19 protein-coding genes are annotated in these 19,457 nt (G+C 67.8%); 11 read left to right on the top strand and 8 right to left on the bottom strand.

Annotation, left to right across the window (positions count from 1 at the left end):
* Positions 1 to 25: 25 nt before the first annotated feature.
* Positions 26 to 1,117, bottom strand: a complete 1,092-nt coding sequence (locus ACFSVL_RS04590) for a PA containing protein (protein ID WP_378300777.1) — start codon at positions 1,115 to 1,117, stop codon at positions 26 to 28.
* Between the two features lie 212 nt (positions 1,118 to 1,329).
* On the opposite strand from ACFSVL_RS04590, the gene ACFSVL_RS04585 reads away from it, so the two are divergent.
* Positions 1,330 to 2,421 carry an adenosine deaminase gene (locus ACFSVL_RS04585; protein WP_378300775.1) on the top strand — a complete coding sequence of 364 codons (1,092 nt, stop codon included), beginning with the start codon at positions 1,330 to 1,332 and terminating at the stop codon, positions 2,419 to 2,421.
* Between the two features lie 110 nt (positions 2,422 to 2,531).
* Complete coding sequence (locus ACFSVL_RS04580; RefSeq protein ID WP_378300773.1) at positions 2,532 to 3,740, top strand: MFS transporter; 1,209 nt, start codon at positions 2,532 to 2,534, stop codon at positions 3,738 to 3,740.
* On the opposite strand, the gene ACFSVL_RS04575 is transcribed toward ACFSVL_RS04580, so the two are convergent.
* Positions 3,737 to 4,291 carry a TetR/AcrR family transcriptional regulator gene (locus ACFSVL_RS04575; protein WP_378300771.1) on the bottom strand — a complete coding sequence of 185 codons (555 nt, stop codon included), beginning with the start codon at positions 4,289 to 4,291 and terminating at the stop codon, positions 3,737 to 3,739. The two genes, ACFSVL_RS04580 and ACFSVL_RS04575, sit on opposite strands and share 4 nt — an antisense overlap.
* 101 nt (positions 4,292 to 4,392) lie before the next feature.
* On the opposite strand from ACFSVL_RS04575, the gene ACFSVL_RS04570 reads away from it, so the two are divergent.
* Positions 4,393 to 5,097 (top strand): SDR family NAD(P)-dependent oxidoreductase, encoded by a 705-nt coding sequence (locus ACFSVL_RS04570; RefSeq protein WP_378300769.1) that lies wholly within the window; start codon positions 4,393 to 4,395, stop codon positions 5,095 to 5,097.
* A 9-nt stretch (positions 5,098 to 5,106) separates the two neighbouring features.
* Here ACFSVL_RS04570 and ACFSVL_RS04565 read toward each other — a convergent pair whose 3' ends face one another.
* Complete coding sequence (locus ACFSVL_RS04565) at positions 5,107 to 6,360, bottom strand: primosomal protein (protein ID WP_378300767.1); 1,254 nt, start codon at positions 6,358 to 6,360, stop codon at positions 5,107 to 5,109.
* A 153-nt stretch (positions 6,361 to 6,513) separates the two neighbouring features.
* On the opposite strand from ACFSVL_RS04565, the gene ACFSVL_RS04560 reads away from it, so the two are divergent.
* Positions 6,514 to 9,018 carry a DEAD/DEAH box helicase gene (locus ACFSVL_RS04560; RefSeq protein WP_378300765.1) on the top strand — a complete coding sequence of 835 codons (2,505 nt, stop codon included), beginning with the start codon at positions 6,514 to 6,516 and terminating at the stop codon, positions 9,016 to 9,018.
* Here ACFSVL_RS04560 and ACFSVL_RS04555 read toward each other — a convergent pair.
* The 3 genes from ACFSVL_RS04555 to ACFSVL_RS04545 all read right to left on the bottom strand — a co-directional run bounded on the left by ACFSVL_RS04555 (position 9,005) and on the right by ACFSVL_RS04545 (position 11,437).
* Positions 9,005 to 9,556 (bottom strand): hypothetical protein, encoded by a 552-nt coding sequence (locus ACFSVL_RS04555; protein WP_378300763.1) that lies wholly within the window; start codon positions 9,554 to 9,556, stop codon positions 9,005 to 9,007. The two genes, ACFSVL_RS04560 and ACFSVL_RS04555, sit on opposite strands and share 14 nt — an antisense overlap.
* Before the next feature lie 134 nt (positions 9,557 to 9,690).
* The gene (locus ACFSVL_RS04550) at positions 9,691 to 10,836 is read right to left on the bottom strand and encodes an FAD-dependent monooxygenase (protein WP_378300761.1); all 1,146 of its coding nucleotides are present in this window, start codon (positions 10,834 to 10,836) and stop codon (positions 9,691 to 9,693) included.
* A 19-nt stretch (positions 10,837 to 10,855) separates the two neighbouring features.
* Entirely contained in the window at positions 10,856 to 11,437 is a 582-nt protein-coding gene (locus ACFSVL_RS04545; protein WP_378300759.1) for an NADPH-dependent F420 reductase, read from the bottom strand.
* A gap of 73 nt (positions 11,438 to 11,510) precedes the next feature.
* Here ACFSVL_RS04545 and ACFSVL_RS04540 point away from each other — a divergent pair, with 73 nt between their 5' ends.
* Positions 11,511 to 11,828, top strand: coding sequence for a winged helix-turn-helix transcriptional regulator (locus tag ACFSVL_RS04540; protein WP_378300757.1), 318 nt, complete (start codon positions 11,511 to 11,513; stop codon positions 11,826 to 11,828).
* 20 nt (positions 11,829 to 11,848) lie between these two features.
* Here the strand turns inward: ACFSVL_RS04540 and ACFSVL_RS04535 are convergent, their stop codons facing one another.
* Complete coding sequence (locus ACFSVL_RS04535; RefSeq protein WP_378300755.1) at positions 11,849 to 12,838, bottom strand: sugar-binding transcriptional regulator; 990 nt, start codon at positions 12,836 to 12,838, stop codon at positions 11,849 to 11,851.
* A 131-nt stretch (positions 12,839 to 12,969) separates the two neighbouring features.
* Between ACFSVL_RS04535 and ACFSVL_RS04530 the strand changes: the two genes are divergently transcribed.
* From ACFSVL_RS04530 to ACFSVL_RS04505, 6 genes are all read left to right on the top strand, one after another.
* Positions 12,970 to 13,977, top strand: coding sequence for a zinc-dependent alcohol dehydrogenase family protein (locus ACFSVL_RS04530; RefSeq protein ID WP_378300753.1), 1,008 nt, complete (start codon positions 12,970 to 12,972; stop codon positions 13,975 to 13,977).
* The gene (locus ACFSVL_RS04525) at positions 13,964 to 15,310 is read left to right on the top strand and encodes an ABC transporter substrate-binding protein (RefSeq protein WP_449224366.1); all 1,347 of its coding nucleotides are present in this window, start codon (positions 13,964 to 13,966) and stop codon (positions 15,308 to 15,310) included. Before ACFSVL_RS04530 ends, ACFSVL_RS04525 begins: the two co-directional genes overlap by 14 nt.
* Entirely contained in the window at positions 15,307 to 16,239 is a 933-nt protein-coding gene (locus ACFSVL_RS04520) for a carbohydrate ABC transporter permease (protein ID WP_378300749.1), read from the top strand. The genes ACFSVL_RS04525 and ACFSVL_RS04520 overlap by 4 nt, the downstream gene beginning before the upstream one ends.
* A gap of 41 nt (positions 16,240 to 16,280) precedes the next feature.
* Complete coding sequence (locus tag ACFSVL_RS04515) at positions 16,281 to 17,117, top strand: carbohydrate ABC transporter permease (protein WP_378301965.1); 837 nt, start codon at positions 16,281 to 16,283, stop codon at positions 17,115 to 17,117.
* Positions 17,118 to 17,129: 12 nt separating this feature from the next.
* Positions 17,130 to 18,212, top strand: a complete 1,083-nt coding sequence (locus tag ACFSVL_RS04510) for an ABC transporter ATP-binding protein (RefSeq protein ID WP_378300747.1) — start codon at positions 17,130 to 17,132, stop codon at positions 18,210 to 18,212.
* 78 nt (positions 18,213 to 18,290) lie between these two features.
* Positions 18,291 to 18,872, top strand: a complete 582-nt coding sequence (locus ACFSVL_RS04505) for a DUF3995 domain-containing protein (RefSeq protein ID WP_378300745.1) — start codon at positions 18,291 to 18,293, stop codon at positions 18,870 to 18,872.
* Here the strand turns inward: ACFSVL_RS04505 and ACFSVL_RS04500 are convergent.
* Positions 18,856 to 19,449, bottom strand: coding sequence for a TetR family transcriptional regulator (locus ACFSVL_RS04500; protein WP_378300743.1), 594 nt, complete (start codon positions 19,447 to 19,449; stop codon positions 18,856 to 18,858). The genes ACFSVL_RS04505 and ACFSVL_RS04500 overlap by 17 nt on opposite strands.
* Positions 19,450 to 19,457 lie beyond the last annotated feature (8 nt).

Below are 19,457 nucleotides of genomic sequence, written 5' to 3'. Positions count from 1 at the left end.
GGACGGGGGCTTCGCTCATTCAGCTTCAGTCGGTCGACTCATCCGCGTCGCTGCCTGCCTTCGCCTTCGCGTCGGCGGCCTTCGGCGAACGGCCGTTGCGGGAGCTGCGGCGCGGCTGACGGGGCGCGGGCGGCGGCGGGGCGATCTGCTGCACCGCGGGGCCGCCGCCGAGCATCAGTTCCGCGAACGTCGCCATTGCTTCGTCCAGCTGGCCGCCGATGCGGCGGACGGATTCGTCGTTGCTGCGGCGCACCAGCGAGTCGACCGAGTCGGTGTCCGGCTGCTTCGACAGCGTGCCCTCGACCTTCGACAGGCCGCTGCGCAGCGAGCCGTCCAGGTCGCCGATGCGGCCGGTGACGTCGTCCTCGACCTTGTCGATGCGGCCGGACAGGTCGTCGAGACGCTGGGTGATCGTTTCGAGCTTCGTGCCCACCGCGTCGAGCCGCGCGGCAGGGTCGATCATCTCGCCGGTGTCGGACACGGCGCTCTTCAGCGCGTCGGTCGCGGTGGTGATCCGCTCCTTGGTCGCGCGGTCCAGTTCGTCCACGCGCGAGCGCAGTTCCTGGTCCGTGGTCTCGATCCGCTCGCGCAGCGACGTCTCGGCCATCTCGATCCGGTCACGGATCGGGCCCTGGGTGGTCTGCGGCAGCGATTCGAGCTTCGCGTCCTGCTTGTCCAGGTGCCCGCCGAGTTCGTCGAGGCGGCGGTGGATGTTCTGCAGCTTGTCCTCGAGCCCGTCCATCCGGCCGGCGACGCCCTCGAACCGGGCCGCGACGCCGTCGAGGCGTCCGTCCAGCTGGGCGAAGGGCTTCGCCAGCTTGTCGACGATGCTCTCCACCGCGTGCGTGAGCGCCGCGATCGCGTTGTCCTGCGACTCCAGCCGCGTCATCGCCTCGTCGAGGCGTTCCGCCAGCACCCCGACCTCGGTCCGGTCCGGCAGTTCCGACAGCCGCTTGCGCACCGCGCCCAGGGAGTCCACCGGCGCGAGCCGGGCGTAGATGTCGTCGAGCGCGTCGAAGATCTGCTGCTGCTCGCTCTCACGAACCTCGGCCGCGCGCACCAGCATGTTGCGCATCCGGTCGAACGACGGAGCGGCAATGTGGTTGTCAGTGGTCACTGCGGTGTCCTTCGTCGGCGGGGAAAAATGGAAGGGACTGACCCGAGCTTATCGATGAAGAAAATTGCTGTGCGTATGGCCCCCGGGGAACGCGGATAACGGCCGTGCCACCCGGATGGCCGATTCCTTGCGCACAGTGCTGAGCAGAGGGTTGCTCCGGTGCGCTCGGTTACGGCCAGGTAGGGGAATGACAGCGAGGCTACCGTTGGAGGATGTCGGACGTAACCCCGCTCGGCGCGGAGATCCTGCGCCGCGCCCCCAAGGTCCTGCTCCACGATCACCTCGACGGCGGCTTGCGCCCGGCCACGGTCGCCGAACTCGCCGAGGATCTCGGCTACCGGGAACTTCCCGCGACGGATCCGGGCGAACTCGGCCGCTGGTTCCGCGCCGCGGCGGACTCGGGTTCGCTCGTGTCGTACCTCGAAACGTTCGCCCATACGTGTGGTGTCATGCAAACGGAGGAAGCGCTGGTCAGGGTTGCCGCCGAAGCGGTGGAAGACCTGGCCGCGGACGGGGTCGTCTACGCCGAACTGCGGTACGCGCCGGAGTTGTTCGTAGAGCGCGGACTGTCACTCGATGCAGTGGTTGAGGCGGTCCAGGAAGGCTTCGCCGAGGGGATGCGGAGGGTAGCCGCGGGCGGCGGCCGGATCCGGGTGCGGACCCTGCTGTGCGGCATGCGCCAGCACGCCCGCGCGCTGGAGATCGCTGAGCTTGCGGTGCGCTACCGCGACGCCGGGGTGGCCGGATTCGACATCGCCGGACCGGAGGACGGATTCCCGCCTACCCGCAATCTGGACGCATTCGACTATTTGCGCCGGAACAATGCGCACTTCACTATTCATGCCGGCGAAGCGTTCGGGCTTCCGTCGATCGGCGAGGCAATCCAGTACTGCGGTGCGGAACGGCTCGGGCACGGCGTGCGGATCGCCGAGGACATCACCACCGACGCTGACGGAAATGTCCACCTTGGACGGTTGGCGGGCTACGTCCGGGACCGGCGCATTCCGCTGGAAATCTGCCCGTCGTCGAATGTCCAGACCGGCACCGTGCCCTCGCTGGCCGAGCACCCCATCGGACTGCTCGCCCGGCTGCGCTTCCGGGTCACCGTCAACACCGACAACCGGCTGATGAGCGGCTGCACGATGACCAGTGAATTCGCCGCGCTGGCCGAGACGTTCGGCTTCGGCCTCGACGACTTCCGCTGGTTCACCATCAACGCCATGAAATCCGCGTTCCTCGATTTCGACGAGCGGCTCGAACTGATCGAGAAGGTCGTCAAGCCCGGGTACGCGGCGCTCGGCTGAGTCCCGGCACTCCGAACGCGGCCGCCCGAAAGGCGGTTGCGTTCGTTAGCCATGCCAACTATCGTTCAATATGTAAGACATATATCTCAAATGTTGAGACGGTGGGCGGAATGACGCAGGTCGAGACCGGGGAGCAGGTGCGGCAAAAAGGCAGCTCGCGACGGTGGCTGATCCTCGCGCTCGGCCTCGCGGCGCAGACTGCCAGCTGCTCGTTCCTTTACGGGCTCCCGTTTCTCGTGCCCGCCATGCGCGAGGCGGACCATCTGACGCTGGCGCAGGCCGGCACGGTCGTCGCGGCGCCGAGCATCGGCCTGCTGCTCACGCTCATCGCCTGGGGCGCGGCTGCGGACCGTTACGGCGAGCGGCTCATCATGGCGCTCGGCCTGGGCGTATCGGGGTTACTCCTCGTGTACGCCGCCCTGTGGCACCACCCGGTCGGTTTTCTCTTTGGGGTGTTTCTGGTCGCCGGTGCGTGCACGGCTTCGGTGAACGCGGCGAGCGGCCGGGTCGTGATGGGCTGGTTCGCGAAATCCGAGCGCGGCGTCGCGATGGGGATCCGGCAGACCGCGCAGCCGCTGGGCGTCGGTGTCGCGGCGCTCGGGCTGCCGCCGCTGGCCGCGCGGTGGGGGTTCCAGGCGGCGATGCTGCTGCCGGCCGTGCTGGCGGTCGGCGTGGCGCTGTTGGTCGCGGTGTTCGTCGTGGACCCGCCACGGCCGCCGCGTGCGGCGAAGGGGGAGCGGCCGCCCTCGCCGTATCGCAAGCCGTGGCTGTGGCGCGTGCACGGTGCCAGCGCACTGTTGGTGGTGCCGCAGTTCGCGGTGTCCGCGTTCGCGCCGGTGTATCTGGTGTCGCAGCACCAGTGGACCGCGGCGCAGGCTGGCGTGTTCGTCGCGGTGGCTCAGGTGCTCGGCGCGCTCGGGCGGCTGGCGTCGGGGTATTGGTCGGACCGGGTCGGCAGCCGGCTGCGGCCGATGCGGCAGCTCGCGGTCGCGAGTGTGGTGGTGATGCTGCTGGTCGCGGTCGGGGACGCGACGTGGCTGTGGCTCGTGCTGGCCGCGTTGGTGCTGGCGGCGGTGATCACGGTGGCGGACAACGGTCTTGGCTTCACCGCCTCAGCCGAGCTGGCTGGTGTCGCGTGGTCGGGGCGGGCGATGGGGACGCAGAACACCGCGCAGAACATTGCCTCGGCGCTGACGCCGCCTTTGCTGGGCTTGGTGATCGGGGACAGCCGGTACGCGCTGGCCTATTGCGTAGCGGCGATTTTCCCGCTGCTGGCAATAGGTTTGGTGCCGGTGCGCGCGGAGTCCGAAAAGGACTAAGCGCGCAGGCCGTCGAGGAAGAACGCCAAGTGTCGCCGCCAGGTCTCGCGCGGTTCGTGGATCAGCTGCGACATCGCGGACACCAGCGGGGCGAGATCCTCCGGCTCGAAATCCGCGCGCAGCTGGCCGGATTCCTTTGCCCGGTCCAAAACTCGCGCCGCGTGTACGAAGCCGGCGTGGCATGCCTCCAGCACCGCCGGGCTCAACGGCATCCGGCGGGCGAGGGCGTCGTTGAGTCCGTGATCCTTGGCCTGTAAGGCGAACAACCCGTCGAGGAATTCGGTGAAGCCCTGCCACGGGTCCGGTTCCGCTAACGCCTTTGTCGCCAGCTCGTCCAGCGTGGCGATTTGCGCGGGCAGGATCGCGTCGACGAAGGCGTCTCGGGTCGGGAAGTGCGCGTACAGCGTGCCGATGCTGACCCCGGCGCTGCGAGCGATCTGCTCCAGTGGCGCGTCGAGTCCGTGCTCGCCGAACGCGCGCGTCGCGGCGGCCAGCAGCTTGTCGCGGTTGCGGGCGGCGTCCGCGCGCAACGGCTTCGATCCGGTGGCCATGGGTCCCATCGTACAAGTCGAGGGCACCCTCGGGTTTTGTGGTAGCTTGGCGATCGAAGTCGAGGGCACCCTCGATTTACCACTGGGGAAGGACGCAAGCCATGACTGCTCGCCCGACCGCTGTCGTTCTCGGAGCCGGACCCGGCCTCGGGATGTCGATCGCGCACCGGTTCGCCGACGAGGGATACAACGTCGCGCTCGTTTCGCGTACCGCTGAGCGGCACCCGGGTTATCTGGCCGGACTTGAAAACGCGGCGGCGTTCGTCGGCGATGTCCGCAAAGGGGTCGGGACGACGCTCGATGAAATCGCCGAACGGTTCGGTGCCATCGACGTCGCCTACTACGGTCCGGCCGCGATCGAACCGGACAGCTTTCCCGCGGACATCACCGAAGCGACCCCCGCCGCCGTCGAGAAGGCGATGAGCTGGGTGTATCCGGCGGTCGAGGTGGTCGGCAAGCTGCTGCCGGGAATGCTGGAGCGCGGCCGCGGCGGATTCCTGTTCGCCGGCGGGCTCAGCGCGGTGCGGCCGATGCCCGCGCTCGGCGCGCTCGCGGTGTCGTCGGCGGCGCTGCGGAACTACGCGCGAACGCTGCACGAGGGGCTGGCCGGGACCGGCGTGTACGTGGGCAGCCTCATTATCGGCGGCCTGGTCGAACGCGGCGACATCCACCGGATGGTCGTCGCGCAGCGGGAAAAATACGGCGACGCCGGCGGGCACACCCTGGATCCGGATGCGCTCGCCAGCGTCGCCTGGAAGATGTTCTCCGCCGGTGCCCCAGCGGAGAGTGTGTTCGACGCCCTCTAGCTAGGAGGTTCAGACCACCGTGAGGCGGTTCTCGAAGTCCTCCACCAGCTTGCGCCACGCGCTCTGCTCGGCGTCGAACGGAGCGCTCGGCTCGAGCCGGCTCGGGTCCGGCCGCAGCACGAACGACACCAGCCAGCCGAGGCTTTCGTTGGCCGCCAGCGCGGTTTCGACGGTGTCGTCGCCAGCCCACTCGGCGGCGTCGGTGATCAGCTCGACCGCCAGCTCCAGCTGGGTCGGGTCGATCGACTCCGGGCCCTCGGCGATGTCCTCGTCGAGGCCGGGGAACACGTAGGTGTTGTCCGGGTCGACCTCGACCTCCAGCTCGCCCGCCGCGGCCTTCTCCCGCACCTCGTCCCAAGTGGACACGCCGGCGAGGTCGGTGTCGGCCAGCTCGTCGCCCGCCTTGATCGCCTTGAGCAGCGCCTTCGGCGAGCTGAACACGTCGATCTCGCCGTCGGTGCCGAGGAAGACCGGCTTGTCGTCGAGGTAGCAGCGCAGCGTGTAGTACTCCGCGCCGGAGGTGACGATCTTGACCGGGTCGATGCCGACCTCGCCCCAGAAACCGACCGGCTCGTCCTCGGCGTCCTCGTCTTCGCCGTCGACCGCTTCGAGGTCCTCCGGCCCGCCGTCCTCTTCGCCGGCCTCGGCCTCGGCCGACTCCTCGTGGAAGGCGGCCAGCTCTTCGGCGGTCTGCTCCAGGACCGCGGCGTCGACGTCCGGCACGGTCACCAGGTTGTCGATCGCGTCGAGCACGGTGTCCCACTTCTCGGAGACGGCCTTCGACAGGTCGTTCCACAGCGCTTCGCCCTCGCGCCCGGTGAACGGCAGCCGGCCCTGCTCCAGCAGCGAGAAGCCCTCGTAGGCGTCGAGCACCTCGTGCACCTCGTCCAGCTCGCACACGTCGGCGAGCGAACGGACGATGCCGACGATCTCGGCCAGCTCGCCGATCGTCCACGAGTCCGGCTCCTCGGCGACCAGCTCGGGCACGCCGACGAGGTCGTAGGAGTGGTCGTCGTCGGGGATCAGCTCGGGCACGTTCAGCGCGGGCACCGCGTCCCACGCCGGGTGGTCGAGCAGGTCGTGCTGCTCGGCCGTGCGCACGAAAGCGGCGAGGTGCGCGGCGTCCGGGAAGGCGTACAGGTCGTCCTCGTCGCCGAGGAACGCTTCCCACTCCTCGCCGTCCTCCCGCCAACGAGGGGCCCAGAGGGTGACCACGTCGCCCTGCGGCAGCCCGAGTTCGATCGGGATGATGTCCTGTGCCATTGCCGAATCCTCCGCGAGTACCGCCCGTGTGCGCGCCCGCCTGTCCGTTCCCCTCCGGCAGCGCGCGGTACCGGAAGCCTACGGGTTAGGGCAAGCACCCGCGATCTCCCCTGCACCCGGAACCGGGGGCGGGATGGCACGATGGGGGCCGCGATGACTCTCACCGACCTCCTGCCAGCGGATCCCGACGCAGATGCCCTGTTCGAAGCCTTCACGACGTGGACGGCCGAACGGGGGATCGAGCTGTACCCGGCGCAGGAGGAGGCGGTGATCGAGGTCGTCTCCGGGGCCAACGTGATCCTGTCGACGCCGACCGGCTCCGGCAAGAGCCTCGTGGCGGTCGGCGCGCACTTCACCGCGCTCGCCCACGGCAAACGCAGTTTTTACACCGCGCCGATCAAGGCACTGGTCTCGGAGAAGTTCTTCCAGCTCATCGAGATCTTCGGGGCCGATCAGGTCGGCATGATGACCGGCGATTCGAGCGTCAACGCCGATGCCCCGATCATCTGCTGCACCGCGGAAATCTTGGCGAACATCGCGTTGCGCGACGGCGCCGACGCTCCGGTCGGCCAGGTCGTCGCGGACGAGTTCCACTTCTATTCGGAACCGGACCGCGGCTGGGCGTGGCAGGTCCCGCTCATCGAACTGCCGAACGCGCAGTTCGTGCTGATGTCGGCCACGCTCGGCGACGTTTCGTTCTTCGAAAAGGACCTGACCCGGCGGACCGGACGGCCGACCGCGGTGGTCACCTCGGCGGAGCGGCCGGTGCCGCTCACCTTCCGGTACGCGCTCACGCCGCTGCACGAGACGATGTCGGAGCTGCTCAACGGCGGCCAGGCACCGGTGTATGTCGTGCATTTCTCGCAGGCCGCGGCCATCGAGCGGGCGCAGACGCTGATGAGCATCAACGTCACCACCAAGGCGGAGAAGGAGGCGATCGCCGACCTGCTCGGCGACTTCCGGTTCTCCGCCGGGTTCGGCAAGACGCTCTCGCGGCTCGTGCGGCACGGCATCGGCGTGCACCACGCGGGCATGCTGCCGAAGTACCGGCGGCTGGTGGAAACGCTCGCGCAGTCCGGGCTGCTGAAGGTGATCTGCGGGACGGACACGCTCGGCGTCGGCATCAACGTGCCGATCCGCACGGTGGTGTTCTCGGCGCTCACGAAGTACGACGGCGTGCGGCAGCGGCATTTGAAGGCGCGCGAGTTCCACCAGATCGCCGGACGCGCGGGCCGGGCCGGGTACGACACCGACGGTTACGTGGTCGTGCAGGCGCCGGATCACGTGGTGGAGAACGCCAAAGCGCTGGAGAAGGCAGGCGACGACCCGAAGAAGAAAAAGAAGATCGTCCGGAAGAAAGCGCCGGAGGGCTTCGTCAACTGGACCGAGAGCACGTTCGACCGGCTGATCGCGGCCGATCCGGAACCGCTCACGTCCAGCTTCCAGGTCAGCCACTCGATGCTGCTGAACGTGATCTCCCGGCCGGGCAACGCTTTCGACGCGATGCGGCATCTGCTGGAGGACAACCATTCGGACCGTCCGGCGCAGCGGAAACTGATCCTGCGGGCGATCGAGATCTACCGTTCGCTGCTGGCCGCCGGAGTGGTGGAACGACTGTCCGAACCGGACGACGAGGGCCGCATCGTCCGGCTGACGGTGGACCTGCAGTTCGATTTCGCGTTGAACCAGCCGCTTTCGCCGTTCGCGTTGGCGGCGATCGAGCTGCTGGACATGGAGTCGCCTTCGTACGCGCTGGACGTGGTGTCCATTGTGGAGTCCACAGTGGACAACCCGAGGCCGGTGCTTTCGCAGCAGCAGTTCAAGGCTCGCGGGGAAGCCGTGCAGGCGATGAAGGCCGACGGCATCGAGTACGACGAACGGATGGAACTGCTCGAATCCGTCACGTATCCGAAGCCGTTGGAGGAACTGCTCAACGCGGCTTATCAGTCGTATCGCTCCGGGCATCCGTGGGTGGCGGATTACGAGCTTTCGCCGAAATCCGTGGTGCGCGATATGTACGAGCGCGCGATGAACTTCGTGGAATACGTGGGGTTCTATCAGCTCGCCCGGTCCGAGGGCCTGGTGCTGCGCTACCTCGCCGACACCTACGACGCGTTGCGGCACACCGTGCCGGACGAGGCGAAGACCGAATCGTTGCAGGACCTCATCGAATGGCTCGGCGAATTGGTGCGCCAGGTCGACTCGAGCCTGCTGGACGAATGGGAAGCGCTGCGGCATCCGGACGAGGAGGGCCCGGTCTCGCACCGCCCGCCCGCCGAGCCGCCCGCGGTCACGCGCAACGAGCGGGCGTTCCGGGTGCTGGTGCGCAACGAACTGTTCCGCCGGGTGGAGCTGGCTTCGCGCCGGGCGTACGGCGAACTGGGTTCGCTGGATTCCGGCTCCGGCTGGGACGCGGATGCGTGGGAAGACGCGATCGAGGACTACTACGACGAGCACGATTCGCTCGGAATCGGCCCGGACGCCCGCGGTCCGGCACTGTTGCTGATCGAACAGGAACCGGACCTGTGGCGGGTCCGGCAGATCTTCGACGATCCGGCCGGCGACCATGACTGGGGGATCAGCGCGGAGGTGGATCTGCGCGCGTCGGACGAGGTGGGCAGCGCTGTGGTCCGGGTCGTGGACGTCAACCAGCTCTGAGGACCCGTTTCGGCCGCCGGGCAAGCACTACGACGAGCATGAGCAGCGACAACGCGGGCATCGGGTAGCCGAGCGCGATCCCGGCCGCGGTGTCGACGATCGGTGCCGCTAGCCCGGCCGCGAAGACCCAGACGGGCGCGGTGGGCGGTTTGGCGGTGGACCACGGCGTGCGCGACCACGGTTTGGCGACTGAAATCCAGACCTGGAACGCCAGCCCGCTCGCCATCAGCGCGGTGCCCGCGGCTTGCTGCCAGATCGGGGTGGCGGTCGCCGCGGCCTCGGTGAGCGCGGGGGAGAGCAGGAAGATCCCGGCGTACAGCTGGATGAGGGTCAGGCCGAACTTGACCAGCACCCACCAATGCCGGAAGAAACCCCAGGCGGTCGCTCCGGCGAGCAACAGGCCGGTGAAGGCGGCGGTGTTCGCCATCGGTGCGAGCAGCACAGTGTCGAGGTGCTTGGCCATGGTCATCGCCGGGCCCGGCTGTTCTCCGGCGAGTGCGATGAGCGTCAGTACGAAGAGGGCGAGTGCCTGGCTCATCCACGCGACTGACGAGATTACGTGGAGCCACACCAGTGTCTGCCGCCATCGCGGGGAAACCCTAGTCACCGGGCCAGTTTCGCGGGTGCTGGGGCGGGGGACATCCGGTGAAACCACCCAATTCGACCCTGAGGTCAGCCGAGGGTCGGTGGCTGCCAACGGGTATAGCGCAGCATCGACCGGGCCATCAGCGACGTCGGCATCGCCCGGAACGCCGCGTTTCGCATCGCGATCCCGACCGGGTTCGTCAGCTGCTGGCCCATCCGGCCGGTTTGCCGGGCCGCGCGGGCGATGGCTTGGCTGCGTGGGCGGCGTTCGGCGTCGTACCGGGTGAGCGCGGAGTCGACGTCGGCGGACGACAGCGTATGCGCCAGCGTCACGGCGTCTTCCAACGCTTGGCAGGCACCCTGGCCGAGATTTGGTTGCATCGCGTGTGCGGCATCGCCGAGCAAGGCGACTCGACCGGACACATAGGACGGCAGCGGCGTCACCAGCTCGTAAACATCATGGTGCAGCACGGCTTCCGGGGCGGTCGCGTCGAGCAGTGCGGTGATCGGGTCGTGCCACGAGCCGAAACGGCGGCGCATTTCGGCGATCGGATCGGGATAGCGGGTGCCGGGCGGAATCGTCAGTACGGCGTGCCATTCGGCTCGGCCGTCGGCCAGGACGATGTGGCCGAACTCCACTCCTCGGCCCCAGGTGAGGTTGAAGTCCGAAGAGGACAGTTCGATCGGCTCGGCGGTGATGGCCCGGATGACCGCTGATCCACTGTAGACAGGACCGGGGTGCGAGGGAAAGAAATGCTTGCGCAGCCGACTGTTGACGCCGTCCGCGGCGACGACCACGTCAGCCTCGTGACGGCCCGACGCAGTGAGTACGGTGCTGCCCTCGACGGCGGTGACCTCTTCACGCACCACCGGCGAGGGCAGCAGCGAACGCAACAGCCGATGCAGTTCGTACCGCGCGATGCCGACGATCGGCGTTCCGGCGACACGTTCGAGTTCGGCCCCGTCCATCCGGGCTAGCCAGGTGCCGCGTGGACTGCGGGTGCTCACTGTGCGCTGGAAGCAGCCGGCGGCGCGGAGTGCGTCGCCGGCTCCCAGCGCGTCTAAGGCCCGAACGCCGTTGGCGGCTAGGGAAATGCCGGAACCGGCGTCGTCCAGTTCGCCGGGAAGGCGTTCGAAGACCGTGACCTCCCAGCCGGCTCGGTGCAACCCGATCGCCGCGGCCAGGCCGCCGATTCCGCCGCCGACAACTACTGCTGTTCCAGCTCTGGGCACTCAGCCAGGATAGGGCGATTCAGGCGCTCATGAGCATGGAACGCGCATCCAGGCCGTCGAACCACAGGCCGATCGCCAGCCCGGCGGCGGCTTCCAGCAGGGCGGCTCGGTCGAGACCGCCCGCGGGCAGGGGAGTGCCGCCCAGGTCGCGGACCAGTTCGGTGGCCACGGCGACCGCGTCCGGGGTCCCGCACAGCGGAACGCCGAGCGGGCGGCCTTCGAACAGCGGCGGGGTCATCCGCCAGACGTCCACGTGGGCGAGGTTGAACGCCTTCACCACCGAAGCGCGCGGGGCGTATTCGGCGATCCGAGCGGCCACCGGTTCGCCGGTCGCGCCGGGGGTGTTGGTGCAGTCGATGAGGACCTTGCCGGCCAGGTCGAGCGGGGTGAGCAGGGCTTCGAGCGCGGTGGTGGGGACGGCCAGCAGGATGGCGTCCGCGCGGGCGGCGGCATCGGCCCAGCTCGCGGCCTCGGCGCCGAGTTCGGTGGCCAAGGCGGCGGTGCGTGCGGGGGAGCGGCCGGACACGGTCAGGTCGTGCCGGGTCCACTGGCTGCCGAGTGCGGACGCCATTCCGCCGGTGCCGAAGAGAGCGATGCGCATGGGAAGGTCTCCTGTCGTCGCGTGGTTGTACGGAAGCGACGTTATGGACCACGGCAGGAACCGAAAGGTAACCATGGAGTTCATCGCCGACTGCCGCACCCGGCTCGCATTCGACCTGGTCGCGAACACCTGGCACCCGGTGGTGCTGTGGGCGCTGAAGAACGGCCCGCTGCGGCACGGCGAACTGCGCACGCGCATCGGCGGGATCAGCGCGAAGGTGCTCACCGAGGCGGTGCGCAAGCTGGAGCGCGACGGGCTCGTCGAGCGGGTCGAGGGGGCGTATCAGCTGACTGAGCTAGGGGTGAGCTTCCTCGGGCCGATCGAGGGGTTTGGGCGATGGGCGGAGGAATACGGGGATCGGGTGGTGGAGGCGCAGGCCCGGGTGTCGTGAGTGGCGGTTGGAACCAGCACTCACGACGGTTCCGGCAACGGTCGTGCGCGGGCCAACTCCAGCAGCGGCACGGCGGCCGCGGCGTCGGTGACCAGCGTCGATACCAGCCCGGACCGCAGTACGGCGTCCACCGCTTCGGCTTTGGGACGGCTGTACCCGATCGCGATCACCTCGGGCACCGCCATCAGCTCCTCGTGGCTGATCGCCAGCACGTGGTGCGCCAGCCCGGTGCCGAGCGAATTCCCGTCCGCGTCGAACAAGCGCGCGGCGACCTCGGCGGTCGCACCCCTGGCGGCGATGGCGGCGCGTTCGGCCTCGTCCAGCGCGTCGTACACAGTGGACTCGCCGGCCTCCCACGAGCCGATGCTGACCACCGCCTTGGTGAGTTTCCCGAACTGCGCGAACGTTTCCGCGATGCCCGGCTGGTGCCGCAGGATCTCGGTGGTCCGCCGGTCGGGCAGGACGAGCGGGCCGAAGATCGGGTAGGAATCGCCGCCGGACACCGACGTCACGCGGCTGACCGTCTCCACCGAACGGCCGCGCATGTCCATCCCCGCCTGCACCCCGCACAACTGCACGATCGGACAGCGCGGCAGGGTCCGGATCGCCTCGGTCATCGCGTTGACCGACCGCGCCCAGGACAGCCCGATGACGTCGTCGATGGTCGCGATCTCCTCCAGCAGCCGGGCGGCCAGCGCGCCGACCTGCTTCCGGACGATCTCTCGTGGTTCCTTCTCCGCCGCTCGTTCGAGCACGAGCACGCGGTCCAGCCGGTAGGCGCGGCGGATGTCGTCGGACAGTTCGACGTCGATCGGCGCGGGCAGGTCGAACTCGATCCGCACCAGCCCGCTGTCGCGCGCGGCGTCCAGCATCCGCGCGACCTTGAACCGGCTCATGCCGAACTCGTCGGCGATCTCCAGTTTCGAGGCGCCCTGCACGTAGAACCGCCTGGCCATGGTCGCCAGCAGCAGCGTCTCGGTCAGTGGCGGTGGCCCCTTTTTCCTGCTCACATGAGCAGGATAGCGCAAAAATGAGCTTTGCTGGTTGACGGATCCGCAGGCAGCAGCCTCTAATGCCTACGCATGTTACCTACGGCATAAGTCAATATCGCTCAAACGAGCATCTTGGAAGGTGATGACGCATGCGCGCCGCGATCGTGGACCGGCCCGGGGAGATCCGGGTCGGCGAGGTTCCCGATCCGAAGCCCGGGGAGCGCCAGGTCGTCGTGAAGGTGGGTGCCTGCGGGATCTGCGGCACGGACCTGCACATCGCCGACGGGCATTTCCCGCCGACCCCGTATCCCATCGTTCCCGGGCACGAGTTCGCCGGGGAGATCGTCGAACTCGGCGCGGACGTCCCCGCCGCGTGGAAGGTCGGCGACCGGGTCGCGGTCGACCCGTCGATCTACTGTGGATACTGCACTCCGTGCCGGTCCGGGCACGGCAACCTCTGCGCGAACTGGGCCGCCACCGGCGACACGGTCAACGGAGCCTTCGCCGAGTACGTCGCGGTGCCCGCCGACACCTGCCACCAGATGCCCGATTCGATGACCTGGGAGCAGGGCGCGCTGGTCGAACCCGTTTCCTGCGCGGTGCACGGCGTGCGCCGGATCGGTGTGGAGGCGGGCGAACGCTTCCTCGTGGTCGGCGCGGGCACGATGGGCCTGATCATGCAGCAGCTCCTGCTTCGCGCGGGCGCGCACGTGACGATGGTCGACCGCAACACCGCGCGGCTGCCCCGGGCGACCGACCTCGGTGCGGCCGCGGTGGCCTCCGATGTGTCCGAATTGGACGATGAACGCTTTGACGCCGCGGTGGATTGCACTGGCGCGGCACCGGCTATCGAGGCGGCTTTCAATGCGCTTCACCGCGGCGGCCGTCTGCTGGTGTTCGGGGTCGCCCCGGCTGAAGCGCGCGTGGCACTTTCGCCGTTCCGCATTTACAACGACGAAATCACCATCGTCGGTTCGATGGCCGTGTTGAACAGCTACGGCAATGCGCTCGATCTCGTCGCGAACGGCTACATCGACACCGACGCGCTGATCACCGATACTCTTCCGCTGGAGCAATACCCCGAGGCGCTGGCGAAGATGCGCAGCGGGTCCGGCCTCAAGATCCAGGTGCTGCCCGGAGGTGGTGGCGGTGCGTAAACTCCTGTGCCTCCTTGCCGCGACAGCGTTGTTGGTGACGGGATGCGCCGGAGCCGGGGCGCTCGGCACCGGCGGGCGGACACTGGTCGTCGCGATCGTGTCCAATCCGCAGATGAAGGACGCCATCTCGCTCAAGGGCGAGTTCGAAAAGGCCAACCCCGGGATCAAACTGAAGTTCGTGTCCCTGCCGGAAAACGAGGCACGGGCCAAGATCACCGCGTCCACCGCCACTCAGGGCGGCGAGTTCGACGTGGTGATGATCAGCAATTACGAAGCACCGCAATGGGCCGCCAACGGCTGGCTGGAAAACCTCGAACCGCACATGAAAGCGACGCCGGGGTACGACGAGGGCGACTTCATCCCGAGCATCCGGCAGTCGCTGTCGTACGAGAACCAGATGTACGCGGTGCCGTTCTACGGTGAATCGTCCTTTGTGGTCTATCGCAAGGACCTGTTCCAGAAGGCTGGGCTGAGCATGCCGCCGCATCCGACGTGGCAGCAGATCGCCGATTTCGCCGCGAAACTCGACGACAAACAGGCTGGCATCTCCGGGATCTGCTTGCGTGGCAAGCCTGGCTGGGGCGAGAGTCTCGCGCCATTCACCACGGTCGCGAACACCTTTGGCACGCAATGGTTCGACAAGGACTGGAACGCGAAGCTCACCAGCCCGGAGTTCACCCAGGCGGCCAACTTCTACGTGAACCTGCTGCGCGACCACGGCGAGGTCGGTGCCTCCAGTGCCGGGTTCACTGAATGCGGCACGAAGTACGCGCAGGGCAATGCCGCGATGTGGTACGACGCCACGTCGATGACCGGCACCACGGAAGACCCGAAGACCAGCCACGTCGGCGGCAAGAACGGGTACGTCGCCGCGCCGGTGGAGAAGACGCAGGCGAGCGGCTGGCTCTACACCTGGTCGCTGGGCATTCCGAAGGTCGGCAAGAACAAGGACGACGCCTGGAAGTTCATGGCGTGGATGACGAACAAGGACTACGCGAAGAAGATCGGCGAGACCTACGGCTGGAACCGGGTGCCGCCGGGCACGCGCAAGTCCACCTATGAAATCCCGCAGTACAAGGAAGCCGCGAAAGCCTACGCACAGCCCACTTTGGACGGTATCGCGGCGGCCAACCAGCAGAAGACGATGGTGCATCCGGTGCCGTATCCGGGCATCCAGTTCGTCGGGATCCCGGAGTTCCAGGACCTCGGCACCCGGGTGAGCCAGCAGCTGTCCGCCGCGATCGCCGGTCAGACCTCCGTCGCCGACGCGCTCGCGCAATCGCAGAAGTACGCGGAATCCGTCGGAAAGTCCTATCAGGAGGTGCAGAAATGAGCACCCTCTCCGTCCCCGCCGGAACCGCGCCGGCGACCGCACCGCCCGCTGCCAAGAAAGTGACCGGCTCGGCAGGCAAACGGCGGCTTCCGCTGCTGCCCGCGCTGATCTTCGTGATCGCGGTGACGCAGATTCCCTTCCTGCTCACCGTGTTCTACTCGTTCCAGTCGTGGAACCTGGTCCGGCCGGGTTCACGGCATTTCGTCGGCTTCCGCAACTACGTCGACGTCTTCACCGACACGACGTTCCTCGGCGCGCTGGTGAACACGGTGGTGCTCACCGTGGTGTGCGTGTTCCTCGCGCTGCTGCTCGGACTCGGGCTCGCCGTGTTGCTGGACCGGAAGTTCTTCGGCCGCGGCTTCGTCCGGACGCTGCTGATCACGCCGTTCCTGATCCTCCCGGCGGCCGGCGCGCTGCTGTGGAAGACCACGATGTTCGACCCGACGTTCGGGCTGCTGCATTTCGTGTTCGGGACGGACACTGATTGGCTTTCGCAGTTCCCGCTCGCCGCGGTGATGGCGCAGATCGTCTGGCAGTGGACGCCGTTCATGACGCTGCTGATTCTCGCCGGGCTGCAGAGCCAGTCGAAAGAGGTGCTGGAAGCGGCCTCTGTGGACGGTGCGAGCCGCTGGCGCACCTTCGTGTCGATCACGCTGCCGCACCTGTCACGGTTCCTGCAGTTGGCCACACTGCTCGGCGCGATCTACATCGTGAACAGCTTCGACGCGATTTTCCTGATGACGCAAGGCGGTCCGGGCACGGCCAGCACGAACCTGCCGTTCTACATCTACCAGCGCGCGTTCGAGGGCTTCGACATCGGCCAGTCGTCCGCGATGGGCGTCGTCGTGGTCATCCTGACGATGATCGTCGCGACCTTCGCGCTGCGGCTGATGTTCCGCGCGTTCTCCGTGGACGGAGGAGTCAAGTGAGCACCGCAACCGCCACCGCCTCGCCCGCCGCCACCGACACCGTGCCGCCCCCGCAGCGCAAGACCAAACGCCGCTACGGCCCGGGCGCGCTGACCGTCGCCACCTGGATCATCGCGATCCTGTTCGTTTTCCCGTTGCTGTGGATGATTCTCACCGCGTTCAAACAGGAAAACGACGCCTACACCGATCCGCCGAAGCTGTTCTTCACCCCGACGTTCGACCAGATCTCGAACGTCCTCAACAGCGGCTTCCTGCCGTACCTGGGAAACTCGGCGTTCGTCACGGTGGTTTCGACGCTGCTCGTGCTGCTGCTGGGAATTCCGGCCGCGTACGCGCTGTCGCTGGCCCCGGTGAAGGGCACGAAGAACGCGCTGAGCTTCTTCCTGTCGACCAAAATGCTGCCGATCGTCGCGGCGATCATCCCGCTTTACGTGATCTCGCAGAACACCAACCTGCTGGACACCGTGTGGGCGCTGATCATTCTGTACACCGCGATGAACCTGCCGCTCGCGATCTGGATGATGCGGTCGTTCTTCCTCGAGGTTCCCGGCGAAATGATCGAGGCGGCGCGGATCGACGGGGCGAATCTGCCGACGTTGCTGCGCAAGATCATCATGCCGGTGGTCGCGCCCGGGATCGCCGCGACCGCGCTGATCTGCGTGATCTTCTCGTGGACGGAGTTCTTCTACGCGGTCAACCTCACCGCCGCCCGGGCCGGCACGGTGCCGGTGTTCCTGGTCGGCTTCATCACCAGCGAGGGCCTGTACTGGGCTCAGCTGTCCGCCGCCGCGCTGCTGGCCTCGCTGCCGGTGATGATCGTGGGCTGGATCGCGCAGAACCACCTGGTGCGCGGGCTTTCCATGGGCGCTGTGAAGTAAGGGAGAACGCAGATGTCCGCTGAAGTGATCTACGACAAGGCATCGCGGGTTTATCCCGGCAACCCGGGCGTCCGCGCGGTCGACCAGCTGAGCCTCGAAGTGCCGGACGGTGAATTCCTCGTGCTGGTCGGACCGTCCGGTTCGGGAAAGTCCACCGCGCTGCGGATGCTCGCCGGGCTGGAGGACGTCAACGAGGGCACCATCCGGATCGGCGACCGCGACGTGACGGACCTGCCGCCGAAGGACCGTGACATCGCGATGGTGTTCCAGTCCTACGCGCTGTACCCGCACATGACGGTCGCCGACAACATGGGTTTCGCTTTGAAGCTACGCGGTTTCTCGGCGGCCGACATCAAGAAGCGGGTCGACGAAGCGGCCAAGATGCTTGACCTGTCTCGTTTCCTCGACCGCAAGCCGAAGGCGTTGTCCGGCGGGCAACGGCAGCGGGTAGCGATGGGCCGGGCGATTGTGCGCGAGCCGAGCGTGTTCCTGATGGACGAACCGCTGTCCAATTTGGACGCTAAGCTGCGGGTCGAAACGCGCGCCAACATCGCGAAACTGCAGCAACGCCTAGGCACGACGACTATCTACGTCACGCACGACCAGGTCGAGGCCATGACGATGGGCGACCGGGTGGCCGTGCTGAAGGACGGCGTGCTGCAGCAATGCGCTTCGCCGCGGTCGCTGTACGAGAAGCCGGAGAACTCGTTCGTGGCCGGGTTCATCGGGTCGCCGGCGATGAACCTGGCGACGCTGCCGCTGTCCGACGGCGGAGTGCGGCTGGGCGATCTGGTGGTGCCGCTGCCCACCGAGGTGCGGACGGCCGCGGCCGGGCTGTCGGAGGTCGTGTTCGGGGTCCGCCCGGAGTCGCTGCGCCTGGTCGGCGAGGCGGACGACGGCTTCGAGCTGGTGGTGGAGCTGGTCGAGGAACTGGGCGCGGACGCCTACCTGCACGGGAAGGTCGGCGACGACCGGTTCGTGGTCCGGGTGGACGGGCGGACGCCGCCGAGGATCGGCGACAACGTGCGCGTGGCGTTGCGCGGCGAGGGCGAGACGCATGCGTTCGACCCGAAGACGACGCTGCGGCTGGGCTGAGCCACCTAGCTCTCGCGGGGGAGGCACCTCCCCCTGGCGTCCGATCCGTTCCGCCGCGGTTCGGACGACGCTGGACGCATGACCTCGAAGCAAGCAAGTCCCCAGGCACAGCTGCGCAGATGGCCGGGTTTCGCAGCTGCTGCCTGGGGATTCTTGTTCGCGATACCCAGCTTCGTCTGGGCAACCGGCAACACCTTCGGCGCGCGATCGACCGTCTCGCCGTCGCTGGTGAAGCTCGCGGAAGACCGGGTGCCGTGGTTTGTGGCCGTCCTCGTGATCACCGGTCTGCTGAAACTCTTCGGCACCGTGATCGGAGTCAGCCTGACCCGGCCGCGCGGCCGGTGGCTCAGCCGCGCGATGGTGTTGTGCGGCGGTGGCGCGGCGATCCTGCTGACCTGGCACGGCGGGCTGTTCGTCGTGCAGGGAGTGCTGATCAAGACCGGGGTCGTCGCTGTCGACCCGGCGTTGTCCGACCTGGTCGGCTGGTACCTCTACCTGTGGGGGCCGTGGTTTATCGCTGGTGGTCTTGCGTTCGCTGGGGCGGTGGCGTGGTACGTCCGGGACCACCCTGGCCAAAGGACGTTGACGCGTTACGGAGTGGTGGGCGCGGTGGGTGCGTTGGCTCTGTCGGTGGCCGCGTTGGCTACTGGCATTGGGTGAGCACCCCGGCAAGAACAGTTCTCGCCATCTGCCGCACGGCCTCCTCGCTAGGCGCTTCCCCCGTACGATCCGCGAAGAGCAGATGCCCCGCCCCGATCAGCGTCGGAGCCAACGTCTGCACATCGGCATCCGGAGCGAGCCGACCGAGTTCTTTCTCCGCCGCAAGGTAATCCGCCAGCACCCTCGCCGCGTCTGTCGCCAGCGGAATCCCCGCCCCCGGCCGTGCCGTGCGGAGGCGGTGGCGGAGTTCGTCGCGGAAGGTGATCAGGGCGACGATCGACACCGCGACCGAGGAGAAGACCTCGGTGAGCACCTCGGCCACCGTTTCGACCACGTCGCCGGCTCCGGCCTGCAGGTCGTCCGCGCGGGCTTCGAGCCGGTGGATCCGGTCGAGCACCAGCGCGGCGAGGAACGCGTCGAAATCCTCGAAGTGCCGGTGCAGCACGCCCTTCGCGCAATCCGCCTCCGTAGTGACGGCGCGGCTGGTGAGGCCGCTCGGGCCGTCGCGGAGCAGGACGCGTTCGGCGGCGTCGAAAAGCTGGGCGCGCACGTCGCGGAGATGGATCCCAGTGGGCAACTCGACGG

The sequence above is a fragment of the Amycolatopsis silviterrae genome (assembly GCF_042684085.1).
GTDB classification, from domain to species: Bacteria; Actinomycetota; Actinomycetes; order Mycobacteriales; family Pseudonocardiaceae; genus Amycolatopsis; species Amycolatopsis silviterrae.
This window is presented reverse-complemented; position numbering and strand designations above follow the sequence as displayed.

Coding starts and splice junctions, on each gene's coding strand:
- ACFSVL_RS04585 (WP_378300775.1), top strand. CDS start 1,330: ATGTCGGACGTAACCCCGCTCGGCGCGGAGATCCTGCGCCGCGCCCCC.
- ACFSVL_RS04580 (WP_378300773.1), top strand. CDS start 2,532: ATGACGCAGGTCGAGACCGGGGAGCAGGTGCGGCAAAAAGGCAGCTCG.
- ACFSVL_RS04575 (WP_378300771.1), bottom strand. CDS start 4,291: ATGGCCACCGGATCGAAGCCGTTGCGCGCGGACGCCGCCCGCAACCGC.
- ACFSVL_RS04570 (WP_378300769.1), top strand. CDS start 4,393: ATGACTGCTCGCCCGACCGCTGTCGTTCTCGGAGCCGGACCCGGCCTC.
- ACFSVL_RS04565 (WP_378300767.1), bottom strand. CDS start 6,360: ATGGCACAGGACATCATCCCGATCGAACTCGGGCTGCCGCAGGGCGAC.
- ACFSVL_RS04560 (WP_378300765.1), top strand. CDS start 6,514: ATGACTCTCACCGACCTCCTGCCAGCGGATCCCGACGCAGATGCCCTG.
- ACFSVL_RS04555 (WP_378300763.1), bottom strand. CDS start 9,556: ATGAGCCAGGCACTCGCCCTCTTCGTACTGACGCTCATCGCACTCGCC.
- ACFSVL_RS04545 (WP_378300759.1), bottom strand. CDS start 11,437: ATGCGCATCGCTCTCTTCGGCACCGGCGGAATGGCGTCCGCACTCGGC.
- ACFSVL_RS04540 (WP_378300757.1), top strand. CDS start 11,511: ATGGAGTTCATCGCCGACTGCCGCACCCGGCTCGCATTCGACCTGGTC.
- ACFSVL_RS04530 (WP_378300753.1), top strand. CDS start 12,970: ATGCGCGCCGCGATCGTGGACCGGCCCGGGGAGATCCGGGTCGGCGAG.
- ACFSVL_RS04520 (WP_378300749.1), top strand. CDS start 15,307: ATGAGCACCCTCTCCGTCCCCGCCGGAACCGCGCCGGCGACCGCACCG.
- ACFSVL_RS04510 (WP_378300747.1), top strand. CDS start 17,130: ATGTCCGCTGAAGTGATCTACGACAAGGCATCGCGGGTTTATCCCGGC.
- ACFSVL_RS04505 (WP_378300745.1), top strand. CDS start 18,291: ATGACCTCGAAGCAAGCAAGTCCCCAGGCACAGCTGCGCAGATGGCCG.